This is a genomic window from Thermogemmatispora carboxidivorans (assembly GCF_000702505.1).
GTDB lineage: Bacteria > Chloroflexota > Ktedonobacteria > Ktedonobacterales > Ktedonobacteraceae > Thermogemmatispora > Thermogemmatispora carboxidivorans.
In genome coordinates, this window is the sequence record NZ_JNIM01000001.1 from 3,298,077 (window position 1) to 3,314,488 (window position 16,412).

Sequence of the window (16,412 nt, forward strand, 5' to 3'; positions counted from 1 at the left end):
CTGACTGACAGAATCTGGCCGTCTGTTCTCACCCTGAGAGCGACCACTCTGCTTCCTCGCAGATAGAGGCTGCAGACAGGGAAGGCGAGCAAGCAGAGGAAGAAAGAGCTGCTTGGCGGCGACCAGCCTCTGTGGAGCCGCGCGCCGAACGACGCGTGGGCGCGAGCGCTGGCTGGGCCTGTCTGTGCTCAGGCGGCATACATCCACCTTAGACCCTGGCCTCAGTCTCCTACTGCTGACTGGTGTGTGCGCAGGGGCCTGGAGATGAGACGGCTGCGGTGGCCCGGGGCCGCCCGTTAGCTAAGCCAAGGCCCTGACGCCGGCGGTCTGCCGGCTTCACGTTCATGGTGCTCGTCTGCTGGTATCTTATGCTTCTATTGTCCCATCACTAAGAATATCTGTCAAGGGGCTGAAGAGCGCGCTCGAAAACTCTCGCTGCTCTCGGGAGCCGCTTCCTGCCTTGCTCTGGTGCTGTCTCTTCTGAGGGATTGCGGCACGCTGGGTCCCGCCCTCTGCCGTCAGCTTCAGAGAAGGACGGCCCACAAAGGATGCACGAGAACGTAGCGACATGTTATAATTTCAGGCAAAGACCAAAACTGCGCCGTGGGCGGTGGAGAAGAGAGGCGAGCGCGGACGAAGAGAGGAGTACGCCTGTCCGTGCGCTGCTCTCTGGCGGAATGGGGGCATGGGAGTAGAGACGATGAGCCTGAGCATTGGTATTGACTACGGTCGTAGAAGCTGGAAGCTCTGTTTGTTAGATGAGGCCCAGCCGCCGGAATATCACTGCTTCGCGTCGCCCGCTGAGCTGCTGGCTGGCCTGACTCGCCTCTGCGCCCTCTTCCCGGAACCGGTCATTACACTGGCAGCTGGCAATGGCCTGCCTCTTGAACGACTCGATCGCCTGGTGTCTGAGCAGGTTGATGCTTTGACGACCGGCTATGATGAGCCAGTCTTCTCCCCAAGCGCTCCGACAGTCAGCGCAGCAGGCGATGCTCTGCCACAGACGCAGGAAGGCGCTCCGCTGGCCTTGACAGGCTTCGTGGAGACGCTGCGTAGCCTGAATCTCCATAGCTATGTGTTGCCCAGCCTGGCGCACCTGCCCACGGTTCCGGCGTATCGTCTGCTCTTGGAGCGCCTCCCTGGCAGCCCAGCCGCGGTCTGTCGCGCGGTGACGCTGCTGTATCGCCTGCGCCAGCGCGAGGCAAGCTGGCCAGAGATGCGCTTTCTGGCTCTGGAGGCGCGTAGCACTTCTTGGCAGATAGTGGTGGTCGAGGATGGCTATTTGACCAATGGGGTCCACGGGACATCGCGCGATCTGGCGCTGCCTTTGCCTCCGGCTACAGCACCCACGGAAGGTACCTTCGAGCAGGCCTATTGGGAAGGGCTGCTGCGCGATCTGGCCGGCCTGCTGGCGATCCACCACCTGGATGAGGTGGTGATCAGTGGCCGGCGCAGCGAGACCCTGGCTACCCGCCTCAGTGAGGTCTATCAGCTCTATTATTTCCCCTACGCTCCTCACGAACCCCACGGCTTCGAGGCCGCTCTAGGGGCCGCGTTGATTGCCGCCGGCCTCCAACATCCCCGCAGCCTGGCAGCAGAAGTTGTGCAGCATCTCCAACTTTGGAGATCCGTCCCCGTTTTTTAGTAGTTCAGTAAAAAATCGAGGCTATTATTTGATCCTCCCGAGCGGCATTCGTCATATTAGAGGCAGCCTGGAAGAACAACGGCCAGCTGTCCGCCCAGGTGCGGGACCTTGGGGTGGTCAATCTGCACAACTTCTGCCGAAAGGGTGGCACGCTGCTATGACTGACCAGTCAACGCCGCAGAAGATTCTCTGGATAGTGGAATACACACTTGGTGATAGCCAGTATCATCATTTGGAGCCCGTCTATGCTTCTTCGCGCGCCGAGGCTGAAAAGCTGTGCCGAGAGCTATTGGCACGCCACGGCCAAAAGGCGAACCTGATCGATCTCCGTCCCTACCCTCATGGCTTCATGGTCAAGCATGGACGCATGCCGGGCAACCTGACAACGGACCAGGAGGGAGAAGAGGAGCCACCCCCTCACCCTCCTCCTCCCTGATATGGCTTCTCTCACGGCGTCACCTGAGCGACGCGATCAGCCAGCCGGCTTTGCTCAGCCGGTCCAGCCTGTGGTTGGGCCTGGTCAACTCTGGCACAGGAAGGGTATGGCGCATTCTTTGCGCTCGCTCTCAAGGGCAATCCTCGCCGGGCAGGCCCAGGCTCTGGCGCCTCTCTTCGCTTGCTGTCGAGCTGCCCGGTTCTCCTCCTCCTTCTCCGCTGTAGCTCGTCTCCTCTCCTCTTGACAGCGCCCCACCCCTGCCCTAGCATACGATCAGAAGGCTGAGCTGCTTTTCCGCTGGCGGCCCTTATACTGCGGTTCGCTCGTCTGTGCGGCGCCCACCCCACGGACCGGACCAGCCGCCTGGCCTGAGCTGGCGGTACAGGCCGGGAACGGACGGGTAACGAGCACATGACGGGTGTGTCATGGGTGTATCTGGCTGTGGAACGTACTGACTTCGATGTGTTAGTAATCGGTAACCCTTGCGTGGACCTCATCTTCAGTGGCCTTCCTCACTGGCCGGTCCCCGGAAAAGAGGTCTATGCGACGCACTTCGCGATCGGCGCAGGAGCGGTCTTTAACACGGCAGCAGCGCTGAGCCGCCTTGGTTTGCGGGTGGCCCTGCTCGGCGAGCTGGGGAACGATTGCTTGAGCCGCTACCTGCTCGAAGAGATCAGACGGGCCGGCATCCACAGTGAGCTGATACGGCAGCGCACGCAGCCGATTGCCGCGCTGAGCGTGGCGCTGGTTCACAACGATGAGCGTGGTTTTGTTTCCTATGTTGAGCGCGCTGCCAGCCCAGCAGCTGCCTCTCATCCAGAGAGGCAAGAGCTGGAGGCAGAGTTGCTGCCCCCGTTCTCGCTTGCCGAGCTGCGCGCTCTGCTTCAGCACTACCGCTGGCAAGCTGTCTTTCTCTATCTGCATCCGGCCCTGGGTCCTGCTCTGGAACTGTTTGCAGAACAAGGGATCAAGGTCTTTCTTGACACTGGCTGGCATCCCAGGCTGCTGGGCGACCCGCGCCTACCGGAGGTGCTCCGCCGGTGCTCCGCCTTTCTCCCTAACCGCCTGGAAGCGGAGGCTTTGACTGGGGCGCATGATCCTGAGACAGCAGCCCGCCAGTTGGCCCATGTGGCCCCATTGGTGGTGGTCAAGCTGGGAGCGGAGGGCGCGCTCGCCTGCCAGGGCGAGCAACTTTGGCACTGCCCGGCCTGGCCAGTGAGTGAGGTGCTTGATCCGACCGGGGCAGGCGATGCTTTTGATGCCGGTTTTATTTATGCGCTGCTCCAGGGCTACGCGCTCCCCACAGCTCTGCGGTGTGGCACTATCTGCGGGAGCCTGGCGACGACCGCTTTGACAGGGAGTGCCGCTGTTCCCGGCGCCGCTGAGCTGGAACGCCTGCTGCGAGAGAGCGCCCCATGAGGCAAACCTTGGCCGTCCTCACTGGACTGGAGAGGAAAGCGTCACAGCGATGGTAGAAGAGAGCAGGAGGTTTCGGAGGCATTAGCTAACAAGGCAGGCGTGGGTCGTCATGGTGCTTCAGGGAGAGGCACAGTCCTGGTCTGGTCCGCTCCGACCGGACACGACAGCAGCGAGAGCTCCCTGATCTGGCAGGGGAATGGGGCAGTGATAGAGCGGCGTGGCCCGTGCTGAAGCTGTCCTGCTGGTTCTTGCGCCAGCGCAGAGAGGAACCATATCATGAGCAGACAGGTCCTCTGCCGGGCCCGCCACCGACGTTCGAAGCATTCTTTTCTTGAGTGTACTGGCCACACTAGCTACGCTCATCGCTCTGTTCGCATTCGGCCTGCACTGCAGGAGAATGACAATGGTGGGTGGGAAGCAGGGTCGTCAGGCTGGCGAACAAGAGACAAGAGGCCAGCTCGATGGCCCAGGCATATCTTGCTCAGCGCTCTGCTGCCGGCGCCGGCGCCGAAGGAGGGGCTGAGAGAGAGGCCGGGGCGGTAGCACGGCCGCGCATAGCGAGACGAGCATAATAGCTGTGGTTGGCCAGGGTCCATAGAGCCTGGAAAAAGGCCGGATCACGTTGCTCCAGCTGCCAGAGGATCGTTTGCTGAAGCTCAGAGCTGGCTTTGCAGAAGTTGCCGTCGGCGGCGAGATTGAGGTCGCGCAACACAGCGCGTAAACGGGGCAGACTCAGGGAGAGCGATGGGTAACGGAACGCCTCGGCGCGGAGGTAGCACAGGAACTCGTCAATCAGATGGAGACTGGAGGGCGGGGGAAAATCACCGTCTGCTGGGATGAGGAGATCGAGAATGGTGGTTAGGGTAGCGCGCTCTTCGGCGCTCAGCTCTACGACGGGTCCCTGCCGCCGGGGGAGCATAGCAGAGAGAATCAGCTCACTCATGACAGCTCCTTAGACTAAACTCAACAACCCCTGGAGGAACAACCTCTATATCCACTATAACCACGCCAGAAACGGCACCCCTGGTTCCCTCGCGTGTCGTGCTCGATCGATGGCCTGAGCCGAGCCGAGCGAGCGGCATGCCTGGCGGCATCCTTCCACGCTTGCTCTGACGTGGTCCCCGCCGGGAACGCTCTGACGCGATCCCCTGGCAGGCACAAGAAGGGGAGAGTCCTTTCTCTGCCAGAGAGAATGGTACCATAAACCGCTCCCTTGTTTCAACCAGCAAGTCGATGGCCATTTTCTCCTATCCCATGAAGAAGGTAGGGCCTTGGGGTTACCATTTTGACAGGATAAGCCCGAGCGCGATATTCTCTGGAGACAGAGCCAGACAGACAAGAGCAGAAGAGTAGCCAGACCAGGCATACATAAGACAAGCGGCCAGTCCCGCTTAAGGGGCAGGCAAGGCCACTGAGGCTTTTAGCCTCGTTCTGCTTGCCTGCCTGGCAGTCGAGTGAGACAGCAGGGTCCAGGCGCAGCGTCTGCAGCGGTTGGACCTCTCATGTGGCCTCTCCGTCTACCTGCGGCATGAGGGAAACGAGATGTCTGCTCAGATATGGGCAAGCCAGAGAGAAGCGAGCGAAGAAAAGGGTGCCAGCTCCGCCCGTTTGTCTTATGTATGCAACGCCGTCTATTCCCGAGCACACACAAAGGAAGAGCTGTGTGCATGTCAACAGACCTTAGCTGGAAGGAAGACCTATGCGCTGTCCTCAATGCCACTTTGAAGGGGAACCACTGAATGGGGGGTGTCCACGCTGTGGCTATGGCCGCCTGCCCGCCAGAGGGAGTCGCCCGCTATCTTTCGGACAGGAAAGCCGCGAGCTGGTCACCACGGTGTCGAGGCCGCTTAGCCTGATTGCCACGCGCCCGGTGCTGCGCGGCGATGTTCTGCGCGAGGGGCGTTATCGCATCATTGAGGAGCTGCCTCTCCCGCGTAGCCAATATGATCAGGGGAAGGCGTGGCTGGCCAGAGATGCGCAGTCGGTGAGCCGGCTGGTACTGATTCGTGAGGTGGTCCCCACTGCCGAGAAGGCAGCCCAGCTGGAGCAAGAGCTACGCCTGACCGCGCAGCGGCTGGCTGAACTGGGCCAGCACCGGGGCTTTCCTCACTTGATTGACATGTTCAGCGAGCGCGGCTGCTACTACATTGTGCTGCAGTATCCCGAGGGGCAGAGCCTGGCTCAGCTTGTCGAGCAGCAGGGGGAGCCTTTACCTGAACGTCTGGTCGCTGAGTACGGGCGACAGCTGTGCGAGATGGTGCAGGTTCTGGCCTCGCAGGAGCCGCCGCTGGCCCACGGCGCCATCAGCCCGGAGACAGTGATCATCAGCCCGGATGGTCATCAGGTCTCGCTGATTCTGATGCCGCTCTTTCCTCCCCGACTCCCCCCGGAGATGCAGGGCAAGGCCATTGCTGGCTTTTTCGCCCCCGAGCAGTTTCACGGCGTCACCGATACACGCACCGACTTGTATGCGATTGCCGCTACTCTCTACTATGCCCTGACGACCTACGATCCGCGCCAGCATATGGCCTTTTTCTATCCGCCCATCCGTCGGCTGAACCCCCAGGTTTCAGCTCGCATGGAGGCTATTCTGACACGTGGTCTGCGCGTGGCCGCCGCTCAGCGCTATCTGCGCCCGGCTCAGATGCTCCAGGAGCTGGCGGCAATTGCCGCTGCTTCGTCGCGGCGGGGCAGTGAAGAGGCCCGCCCCACGCCTTCAACAGGAACGCTGCCGCCTGGCCGCGCCCAGGCTCGACCTCGCTCCGGTACGCGCCGCTCTACTTTGGCTTTTGCTGCAGTCATGCTCCTGGTCTTTGCTTTATTGGTGGGGGGCATTATCGTGGCCGCCCAGCGCGCTCCACTCTCAACGGGGACCCCCGATCCCGCGGCCACCGCTACTGCGCTGGCTCAGCAGACCGCTACGGCCCAGCAGGCTCGTCAGGCCGCCGCCGCCTGGCAGCAGGAGCTGAACCATGAACAGCAGAGCTGGCAAACACGTGGCATCGCTGTCAGCGACGGACGCTTTGTGCTGGACTCCTACGCCGGGCGCAAGGATGTCGCTCAGAAGCAGGCCGCCGCTCGCGCTCTACAGACGGGCGATCTGGATACCGCTGCCAGTGCCCTCAGCTCCGCCATCGCGCTCGATCCCACCGACGCCGAGGCGCTCATCTACAGTCAGAACCTGCTGATCGAGCAGAATGGCCAGCCGTTCGTGACGATCGTGGTGGGCCTGAGCTTCAACGCTAATGATCCTCAGTCCCTGGCAGCCACGCGCTCGATGCTCCAGGCCGCCTATGTGGCTCAGTATGAGATCAATGAGTTCGCCTGGCTCCCTCATAATTACCAGTTGCGTATCTTGATCGCTGGCTCACCTCCCGATCAGGCCAGTGTGACCGAAGTGGCCCACGATATCGTCAACCGCGTGATACGGGCAGATAATCTGGACCATATCATCGGTGTGGTTGGTTGGCCTTCCGGCAGCCAGACCCAGGCCGTGCGCGATCTGATCGCTTCGGCCCATGTGCCACTGGTATCGCAACTGGCGCCCGATGTGAATCTGGTGGGCAATCCCTATTTCTTCCGCATCAGTCCGCCCTACAATGTCCAGGGCGATGCCCTCGCTGAGTTCGCTCTGCAGCAGTTGCACGCCAATGCGATCCTGGTGATGCGCTCGCCAACGAATGCCGCCAGTGTGGCGCTGGCCAATGCCTTTGTAGCTCGCGTTCAGATGCTGGCTGGCCATGTGGTCGAAAGCGCGAGCGATAACTTCGTGACGCAGACGACGCCGGTGGAGAGCTACAGTACGGCCATCGCCGATGCGCTGGCTCACCAGGCCGACGTGATCTTTCTGGCCGGTACCGATGTCGATGCAGTGCGCCTGGCCCATGAGATTGGCCTACTGTCACGCGCTCAGCCAGCCAATACAGCCCTGGCCAATTTGAAGGTGCTGGTCGGTCCCTCGGCTGCTACTCGCCTGCTCCTGGGTGAGGGAGATAGCGAGGACGCTTTCCTGGCGCGCTCTTTCCCCGAAGATATGCAGCGCATTTACGTTCTGGCCTATGCTGATCCAAGCGAGTGGAATAATGTGCCATCCCTGGAACAGCCAACGCTCTTTACCGACTGGGCCGGCATTTTCCAGAACCAGAAGGAGAGCGCCAATAACGCACCACCCCCTGATCAGAAAGCGATCATGACCTATGACGCTGTGCGCGTGATCGCTCGCGCGGCCTCCTATGTCAAGGGCCCGCTCAATGGCGCTAATGTGCGCTCCATGCTCGATGCCCTGGGAAATGGTCCTCTGCCGGCCTTCCAGGGCGCCAGCGGACGCATTAGCTTCGATTCGCTCGGGAACCCAGGTGATAAGGCCCTGGTGATGTTGCAGGTCCGCCAGGACTCGACCACCGGCTCCTCTACCTTTGCGATGATCCGTCTCTTTGGGGCACTACATTGATCTATCACTATCTATAGCCCGCCAGCTCAGAGAGCTGGCACTTTCTCTGCATTATCTTTACTGCAGGCTCCATGCCGATCGGCACAGTCCGGTTCCGGTCCCGGTCCGCATGGAGCCTGATGCCAGCGAGCGCTGGCAGATCCCTCGCGGCTGCTCCCTCTCCCCTCGCCCTCCTGCGGGACGGCCTGTGTGATATAGTGTGATATACTGAAACAGCGTCTTCCAGCATAGCCTCGACTGGGGCCAGTGAGAGCAGGAGAGCAGAGCAGAAAGGAGAGGACAAGGTACGATGCTGATCGACCTGCGCAGCGATACGGTGACACAGCCGACTCCGGCGATGCGGGAGGCTATGTATCGCGCTGAGGTGGGCGATGATGTCTACGGCGAAGATCCAACGGTGAATCGCTTGCAGGAGCTGGCAGCGGAGCGCCTGGGGAAGGAGGCGGCGCTCTTCGTGACCAGCGGGACGATGGGAAATACGACAGCACTGCTGACACATGTGCCACGCGGTGGGGCAGCGATCGTGGGCAATCAGGCCCATATGTACCGCTATGAGGGTGGAGGTGCGGCCCGTCTGGGCGGTATCCACTTCTGGGTGGTATCAAACCAGCCGGATGGAGGCTTCGATCAGGAACAGCTGGCGGCGGCCATTACTGACGATAGCGATGAGCATACGCCACCGACTCTTCTGCTGTGCCTGGAGAATACGCACAATCGCTGCGGCGGTTGCGCGCTCTCGCTGGAGCAGATGACAACCCTCTGTCGCCTGGCTCATGCTCGGGGAGTGAAAGTGCATGTCGATGGGGCGCGGATCTTTAATGCAGCGGTGGCTCTGGGCCTGCCTGTCAGTCAGCTTGTTGCCGAAGCTGACTCGGTCACGTTTTGTCTCTCGAAGGGGCTGAGCGCTCCCGTTGGTTCGCTGCTGGTCGGCAGTCGCGACTTTATTAGCCGGGCGCGCTGGGTACGTAAGGTACTTGGCGGGGGACTGCGTCAGGCCGGAGTGCTGGCGGCGGCTGGCATTGTGGCCCTGGAGCAGATGGTGGAGCGCCTGGCGGAGGACCATGCGCATGCCCGTCTGCTGGCCGAGGGTCTGGCCGAGTTACCCCAGATAAGGCTGGCTGCTCAGTGCGTGCAGACCAATATGGTGATCTTCCGCCTGCATGATGGTGAGCGCGCTCTCCCCGAGGAGCGCTGCGCCGAGTTTCGAGCCCGCCTCAAGAACGAGGGCGTGCTGCTGAGTAGTATGGATGACGGCCTGCTGCGCGCCGTGACCCACTATGGCATCGAGCGCCCCCACATCGAGCTGGCGCTGGCGGCAATCAAGCGCACTCTAGAGGAGATGCTGCCACGAACACGCCCGGGAGGCGCCTCTTAAGGGGCCGCGTTCTCCTCTTAGCTGGCGCAGGGAGGGAGATTGCAGCATTGGAGCAGAGCCTTGTTCTTGCGTCTATCAGATCACAGGGAAGAGTACTCTTTCCTTTGAGGCCCCAACCATAGCATGGGGACAAGGGAGAGCTAGCGAAGAGAGGAGGAGGGTTATAATGGGCAATTCTCCAGACTGGCGACAGCAGATGAAAGCCGCTCGCCGGCAGGCTCGCCTGCAAGCCCGGCTCTATCGACAACAGATGCGTCAGCAGGCTCGCGCCTATCGCTGGCAGCAGCGCTTCTATGCCGGACCATTGGCCGGCCTGGGCACAGTGGTGATGCTCATCACTTGCGCCGGAGCCGCCTATGCGCTTTTCAGTGGCCGCTGGGGCCTGCTGTTCCCCCTTTTCTTCGCCGGCCTGGCCATAAGCAGCCTTTTTCAGTCGCTGGCCCGAGGACGCTTGATCGCTGGCCTGAACAGCTTTGTTTGGCTGTTGGCCATCGCTTTGCTGATAGTGAGTGACTCCTGGAGCTGGCTGCTGCTGGCCTTGCTCCTCTCCATCCTGATCAGTAGCCTGGGGCCTAGTCTAACGGGCCTGTTTGGGACACCAGGTCCACTGCCGGCCTCCCCGCCCTTTGGCAACCCTTCGTCAGCGCCATCCGCTCCAGCCCCAGAGGCACCCACGAGCGGAGTTGACGAGCCTCCGTACACGCCCTACCATCAGGGCTACACGGCCCAGACTGCCACGGGTCAATCGCCAGCGCCAGACACTTCCACGCCCTCGCCCGCGGAAAAGGCTTCCTCCGTGAGACGCTACACCCAGCCGCTGGTCTCCTATCCCGAGGAGAGCCCCCAAACTCCCCAGGTCCTGCCACCACAGTCACGCTAAGTCGCAAACTGCAGGCAGGCTCCTCCTGAGCTTAACCGCCCTTGCAGCTCCTTCGTGGACGCGGTAGAATCCGCACAGGAGCCTTGTTCTGCCACAGAGAGCAGCAGCGCAAGGCTCGCGACAAGAGGAGAGTAGAGCGAAGCGAGAGGAGCTGCGAGCAATGACACTGACTGCGATAGCGAACGCCGTGGCCGTCGTTACAGGGGCGGCCAGTGGCATCGGCCTGGCAACGGCCCGCGCCCTCCACGAGCGAGGCGCACACGTCGTGCTTGCCGACATCAATGCAAGCAGCTTGCAGGAGGCCACCCAGCGCCTCCGACAGGAGGGCAGCGGCCAGGAGCGCGGAAAGGTCCTGGCCGTCGTTACCGACGTCACTGTCGAAGCCCAGGTTGAAGCGCTGATGCGCCAGGCCGAGACGCTGGATGGTGGCCATCTCGACCTGGTGGTGACTAGCGCCGGGATCGGACGCGGCGGGCCAATCGATAGCTTTGCCGCCCGCGATATGGAGGCCCTGCTGGCTATCAACTTCATGGGGACCTTCCACTGCGTCAAGGCTGCTTTACCTGCGATGCGCCGCCAGGGCCGGGGTCACTTCATCTTCCTTTCATCGGTCGCCGGCAAGCTGCCAGTACCCGCCCTCAGTGGCTACTGCGCAAGCAAATGGGCCGTGCGCGGCTTTGCCGCCGCACTGCGGGCAGAACTCTATGGCAGCGGTATTGGCATCACGACAGTCTACCCCTCCTGGGTGGATACGCCAATGGTGCAGCAGGCCGAGGCCGATTCGCAGCTCCTCAATATTCAGGCCCTGCTCACACCCGAGCAGGTTGCCAGGGAAATGCTCCAGGCGGCCCTGCAGGACCAGCACGATCTGACACTGGCGCCGGATCGCGACACGGCTCTTATTCTGCAAGTCATGCAGCAAGATCCTGAGAAGGCCGAGGAGCTGATGGGACGGGCCTTCCAGCAGCGCCTGACCCAGCTCCAAGGCTCCCATCAGGAGCCAGCCTAGAGATAGCTCAACAGCATCGTCCGGGAGCAAGAAGGACAAGAGAAGAGAGCTTGAGGCAGGGCCGAGACGAGAATCCAACGAGGAGAACGCGCATGAGAGAGGCCAGACAAGTCGAGTCAGGACGAGCAGAGGCTGGCCTTTATGGTTACTACGGCCCCGAGAGCGTCACCTGGAAAATTGCCCGCGAGGCCGCTATTATGCTGGGCGGCGCGCGCGCCGTTCTGCTGCAGATCGCTCACCCGCTGGTGGCCGAGGGGGTCTATACCCATAGCAGCTATCTTACCGACCCGGCAGCGCGCACCCTGCATACGTTCATGCTCGGCCAGATCCTTGTCTTCGGAGATCGACCCGAGGCCCACGAGGCTGCCCGCACTATTAACCGGCTGCACGCCGGCGTCTTCGGCCACCTCCCCCAGGACGCCGGCGCCTATCGCCGCGGCACCCCCTACCGTGCCCGCGATCAGGAGCTGCTCCTCTGGGTCCACGCTACCCTGGTAGATACGGCGCTGCTGCTCTATACCAGTCTGATCGGGCCACTGACCACCGACGAGCAGGAGCGCTACTATCAGGAAAGTAAAGCGCAGGCGCGCTTGCTCGGACTACAGCCCGGCTCTATGCCAGCGACGTTAGCCGAGCTGCAGCGCTACGTCGAGGAGATGGTCCAGAGCGATCAGCTGGCAGCCACACCCCAGGCACGCCGGTTGGCCTCTACTCTGCTGTTCCCTCCGCTGCCCAGCGTCTTTCGCCCGGTGCTGCACCTCCATTTCCTGATCACCTGCGGTCTGTTGCCGGCCCCGGTGCGCGCCCTCTATGGCTATCCCTGGGGACCCAGACATCAGCAAGCCTTTGATCTGGTCATGCAGGGATTGCACAGCACGCTCCCGCACCTGCCGCTTCGGCTGCGCACCCTGCCAGTGACACGGCATATCATCGAGCGCCGCCTCTCATCAGCCCGTCTGCAAGCCTACGCCCGCACAGTACGCGAGGCACGCGCATCGGCCTGAGATCAAGACTGGACAGGCAGACGCTGTGGCCCACCTACGGGATGCCGGACAGGGCGGGGACAACAACGAGAGGTTGCGCAGAGGAGCAGCTCCCTGGGGTGAGGAGCAACAGCGGAGGCTCAACTCAACACGAGGAACACAGGTCAGGCGGCAAACAGTACTGCGAGCAGCAAGCGGCGATCTGCCCGAGCCGGGAATGTCCAGCTTCCTGACCGGCCAGATCCCGCTGGCTGCCAGCCGGGCGCAGAGATCATAGCAGGAGCCAGAAGCGCAGGCGACCACCAGCCACCGGGCCAACCAAGAGGTAACCTGCGCGGCCAAACCTCTATGCGATGCTAGTGCGAGACAGCTCCACTTGCAAAGAACGCCAGCAGCAGCAGCCAGCTTATCACAAAGGCGACCAGCAGGCGAAGCGTCCACCCAGAGAGCAGGCGCCCCGGATGGCGGCGCGCTGAGGCGCTCTCGTGCACAGGTGAGCTTCCTCCGCTCATGAAGAACCTCCTTTCACAAAGACAGCGCTCACTCTTCTGCAGCGAGATATGCATGTCTGCCATTGTCTAGATGTACTACATTTACTACTATGGCGCAGAGCACCCGTCTTTGTTAAGGGGGACAGGACTTCTGGATTGTTCTTGTCCTACCTGCTGCTGGCACGACACTGCGGGCATTCACAAAGCAGACGCAGCTTTTCAAAGGTAAAGATGCCCGTCCGATGGCCATCTTCCCAGACAGGAGCCAGGCCATAGCGCCCCACTGGCTCCAGGTTGACCAGGGTCGTCTCTTCTCTACTCAGCTGTTGACGGCGCTGTAACATGCCCGGGGACTCGCCTTCTCCAGCGCAGAAGGCACAGGGGCAAGCGCGGCGCAGCTTTTCCCAGGAGTGGACGCTCTCATGTCCATCGCTCCAGCTCAAGATCAGGCGCCGCTGCTGGTCATCCAGCAGAAAAGAAGTGGGGAAAACATCGTGATCTTCTTGCATCGATCCGCTCCTTGCCGAAAAGACGTTCGCCAGGAGGGCTAGCCACGACGGAGCGGCGGCCCATTCCGCTCACTGCCACACGCTCCTCGTGCGCGCTCCATCCAGCCCAATTATATCCTACAGCCATCCTCCGGCTCCGGCCAGGTCAGCGGAGCAGAGGGCCCGGGTCACCGATCAGCTGATAAGCTGCCCAAAAATAGGGATGCGCATAACAAGAAGGTGTCGACGAGCGGGCTCGGGCCAGAAAGGCGCGCTGAGCCTCAGCCAGGGCCATATCTTTGGAGCGACCGGCCAGCAGTCCCTGATAAAAGCGAGTCATCAGCCCGGCACTACTGGCATCATCCACCTTCCACAGCGTCGGTAGCAGCGAAGCTGCCCCCGCATAGAGAAAGCCACGTCCCAGGCCCATGACCTCGTCCACACCCCCCAAAGCCACCCGCCCCGTCTCACAGGCGCTCAAAGTCACCAGCGAGCACGAGGCCAGATCGAGATTAAAGACCTCGATGCTGCTGAGCTGGCGGTCGGCCAGCTGGATAAACGAGAAGTTGGGAGCGTCAAGGCGGAAGAGACCATGAGCCGCGATATGCAGCAGCGGAGCCAGGGGACCATCTTCTAGCAGGCGCTCACTGGTGGCCTCTTCATCAAGATAGCAGGGAGCGCCTAACAAACGGGCAACGGCCTGAGCCTCGCTCACCGCCCACGGCAGGCGTCCGCGATCGGAGAGGCCCAGCACCAGAGCCTGGCGCAGCGCCTGACGGCTTATCCTCCGACGCCAACCGCGGCGCTGGCAGACCTCCAGCAGTCCCAGCGATGGCAGATAGGAGACCGCCACCCGCTCCACCAGGAATTGCACACCGTCGAAGAGGCAGTGAAACGGCAGGCAGTGCAGCAGACCGTAGGGAACCACCAGCAGGCGCTCACAAGAGTAGAGGGCCGGAAGCACCGGATCTAGCAGGAGATGATAGAGCTTTTGCAATAGGCCCAGACAGTTCTCTTGTAGCTCCTCCAACTTGCTGGTCGCCTGCTCAAGAGGGCCTGCCGCCGCCTGCCCTGCCAGATCGAGGTTCAGGCGCCAGAGAGCATAGAGGCGCTCCAGCTCAGACAAGGCCCCACGCAGACGGCGCCAACGCAAGTGGCCCTCCGCTAGCGAAAAGACATAGAGATCTTCCCCAGCCAGATAGTACTCGAGCACCACCGTACGCGGCTCCAGGGCGCCTTGCAGCCCAGCCAGGCGTGCCAGCCAACCTTCCTCGGCCTTTTCTGCCGCCCGCGAGGGCCGCGCACTGTCCACAGCTGGCAGTCCCAGCTGCTCCAGCAAACGCTCGATCAGTCGCTCGCGTCGGCGCATCTCCTGACGAGCGCGCGCTGGGTCCAGCGCACGCAGGCGCATAATAGCTGTATCGCTCAGCTCAATCGCCTGCTCGGTTCCATAGATCAGCGAACTGAACCAGGCCTGCTCCTCACGCAGGCGCGCCAGCTCTTCCAGCAGCGCCTCTACCTCTGGTTGCCCCGCCCGCTCGACGTGGACCCGAATCTCGACTGTATTGCGCACATAGTCGCCGAGCACCCGCGACTTGGCCCGCTCGACATAGCCCAAAGCCTCGGCCCCCTCTCCACGGAGCAAGGCCAGGCGGACCGCTCTCTCATAGAGCGCTCGCTTATCTTCCAGAAAGCTGGCCCGCGCATCAAAGACCAGGCGCCCCTGAATCTCCTCGATCTCCTGGACCGCCCGCGCATAGGCCCGAGCAGCCTCATCCAGGGCCCCGCGGCGCTCCGCCAGCTGGCCGCGTAAATCTTCACAGCGATAGACCAGCTCCAGCAAGCCCTGCTCACCAGCCATTCTCAGGGCCTGAGTGCAGAGAGAATCGGCCAATGTTCCGTCGCCGCGGCTCATGGCAATCTGGGCCTGCAGGAAGAGGGCACGCGCCAACTGGGGCAAGGCCATCTGCCTGGAGAAGGCCGTTGCCGCCAGACGCACCGCCGCCAGGCTCTCCTCCAGCCGCCCGCTGGCAAACAAGAGTTCTGCCTGCAAGAGCGCCAGCGAGGCCGCCGGTACCTCCAGGCCGCTGGCCTCCAAGAGCCTGCGCGCCTGCGCGCAGAGCGTCTCCGCGCGCCGCAGTTCCTGCATTGCCAGCGCCGCCTGTGCCTGCCACATCAAAGCCAGAGCCAGGTGATGGCTCCCACGCCCACCAGGAACCGTGCGGAAAAAAGCTGCCGCCTGCTCCGCCAGCTCAGCGGCCTCCTGAGCACGATTCAAGCGGAGCAGGCAATAACAGGTTTCGCAGGCTACCTCAGCGGCAGCCAGCTCCAGCCCGTGCCGCAGAAACGCCGTCCGACTGCGCTCAAAGAGGACAAGCGCGCGGCTAAAATGGCCCTGAGCCGCATAAATCTGGGCCATATTCAGCTCCTGACGTGCGACAGCCAGTTCCTGACCGCGATAGGTAGCGAAGACGGTCCGCGCCTGTTCATGCAGCGCCAGGGCCTGGCGGAGATGCCCCAGAGCAGCCAGGGTCACCGCCTTATTGGCCCAGGCGCGAGCCAGAGGGAGCTCGACCCCCTCGCCGTGGCGGCGATAGGCCTCGATGGCCCGTTCAAAAAGACCAAGGGCCTGGTCATAGTGACCAAGCTCATAGTGAACGATGGCCGCAGTGGCCTCCATCTGACCAACGCGCAACCAATTGCCCTGCCGAAGAAAGATGGCGCGTGCCGCCGCCGCGTCCTGCAGCGCCTCCTGGAAACGGCCCAGCTGGAGACAGACCGCAATCCGCCCGCTGCGCGTGCGCGCCCAGCCGAGCTGATCGTCGCAGGCCAGAAATTCGGCCCCAGCCGCATCGAAGTCCCTCAGCGCCTCTTCATCGCGCTCCAGGCGCCGCAGGGCCTCGGCCCGGGTTAGCAAACCAAGCCCACAATAGTCGCGCCTCCCCGTGCATTCACCAATCAGCAACAGATGAGCAGCCAGGCGCAATGAAAGCTGCGGCTCATCATGCCAGCGTCGGTCGGCCTCCCGCTTCAGCCACATGACCAGGCGAGCCAGGGCCGACGGGTCCAGCGAAGGAAGCTCCTCCCCCAGCAAGCGCCGGCCCTCTTTCTCATCCGCCTTCAAGAGCAGCTCAGCGAGCAGTGCCCAGTGTGCCATTACAGAACGTCCCATTCTTGGACCAGGCCGATCTCAATCATCAAGGCTCACAACGAGTGGAACAACAGAAGGAAGCAAT

The 16,412-nt window shown here is 62.2% G+C and carries 12 protein-coding genes; 8 read left to right on the forward strand and 4 right to left on the reverse strand.

From position 1 onward, the window contains the following. The first annotated feature begins 700 nt into the window (after positions 1–700). The 3 genes from N688_RS12935 (at position 701) to N688_RS12950 (ending at position 3,500) form a co-directional block, all read left to right on the forward strand. Positions 701–1,645: a DUF1464 family protein gene (locus tag N688_RS12935; RefSeq protein WP_052889663.1), complete on the forward strand. Its 945-nt coding sequence runs from the start codon at positions 701–703 to the stop codon at positions 1,643–1,645. A 157-nt stretch (positions 1,646–1,802) separates the two neighbouring features. After that, positions 1,803–2,081, forward strand: coding sequence for a hypothetical protein (locus tag N688_RS12940; RefSeq protein WP_052889664.1), 279 nt, complete (start codon positions 1,803–1,805; stop codon positions 2,079–2,081). A 420-nt stretch (positions 2,082–2,501) separates the two neighbouring features. Next, complete coding sequence (locus N688_RS12950; protein ID WP_238321084.1) at positions 2,502–3,500, forward strand: carbohydrate kinase family protein; 999 nt, start codon at positions 2,502–2,504, stop codon at positions 3,498–3,500. A gap of 481 nt (positions 3,501–3,981) precedes the next feature. Here N688_RS12950 and N688_RS12955 read toward each other — a convergent pair whose 3' ends face one another. Then, positions 3,982–4,443: a hypothetical protein gene (locus tag N688_RS12955; protein WP_052889667.1), complete on the reverse strand. Its 462-nt coding sequence runs from the start codon at positions 4,441–4,443 to the stop codon at positions 3,982–3,984. 756 nt (positions 4,444–5,199) lie between these two features. On the opposite strand from N688_RS12955, the gene N688_RS12960 reads away from it, so the two are divergent. The 5 genes from N688_RS12960 (at position 5,200) to N688_RS12980 (ending at position 12,218) form a co-directional block, all read left to right on the forward strand. Further along, complete coding sequence (locus N688_RS12960) at positions 5,200–7,950, forward strand: hypothetical protein (RefSeq protein WP_052889668.1); 2,751 nt, start codon at positions 5,200–5,202, stop codon at positions 7,948–7,950. A gap of 289 nt (positions 7,951–8,239) precedes the next feature. Continuing rightward, positions 8,240–9,325, forward strand: coding sequence for a low-specificity L-threonine aldolase (ltaE, locus tag N688_RS12965; RefSeq protein WP_052889669.1), 1,086 nt, complete (start codon positions 8,240–8,242; stop codon positions 9,323–9,325). 166 nt (positions 9,326–9,491) lie between these two features. Continuing rightward, on the forward strand, positions 9,492–10,205 hold the full coding sequence (locus tag N688_RS12970) for a hypothetical protein (RefSeq protein ID WP_052889670.1): 714 nt from the start codon (positions 9,492–9,494) through the stop codon (positions 10,203–10,205). Between the two features lie 160 nt (positions 10,206–10,365). After that, positions 10,366–11,214 carry an SDR family oxidoreductase gene (locus N688_RS12975; RefSeq protein ID WP_052889671.1) on the forward strand — a complete coding sequence of 283 codons (849 nt, stop codon included), beginning with the start codon at positions 10,366–10,368 and terminating at the stop codon, positions 11,212–11,214. A gap of 92 nt (positions 11,215–11,306) precedes the next feature. After that, complete coding sequence (locus N688_RS12980; protein ID WP_052889672.1) at positions 11,307–12,218, forward strand: oxygenase MpaB family protein; 912 nt, start codon at positions 11,307–11,309, stop codon at positions 12,216–12,218. A gap of 335 nt (positions 12,219–12,553) precedes the next feature. Here the strand turns inward: N688_RS12980 and N688_RS22855 are convergent, their stop codons facing one another. The 3 genes from N688_RS22855 to N688_RS12990 all read right to left on the reverse strand — a co-directional run bounded on the left by N688_RS22855 (position 12,554) and on the right by N688_RS12990 (position 16,333). After that, entirely contained in the window at positions 12,554–12,709 is a 156-nt protein-coding gene (locus tag N688_RS22855; RefSeq protein WP_156025411.1) for a hypothetical protein, read from the reverse strand. 146 nt (positions 12,710–12,855) lie between these two features. After that, positions 12,856–13,197, reverse strand: a complete 342-nt coding sequence (locus N688_RS12985) for a gamma-butyrobetaine hydroxylase family protein (RefSeq protein WP_052889673.1) — start codon at positions 13,195–13,197, stop codon at positions 12,856–12,858. 145 nt (positions 13,198–13,342) lie between these two features. After that, complete coding sequence (locus N688_RS12990; RefSeq protein ID WP_052889674.1) at positions 13,343–16,333, reverse strand: CHAT domain-containing protein; 2,991 nt, start codon at positions 16,331–16,333, stop codon at positions 13,343–13,345. Positions 16,334–16,412 lie beyond the last annotated feature (79 nt).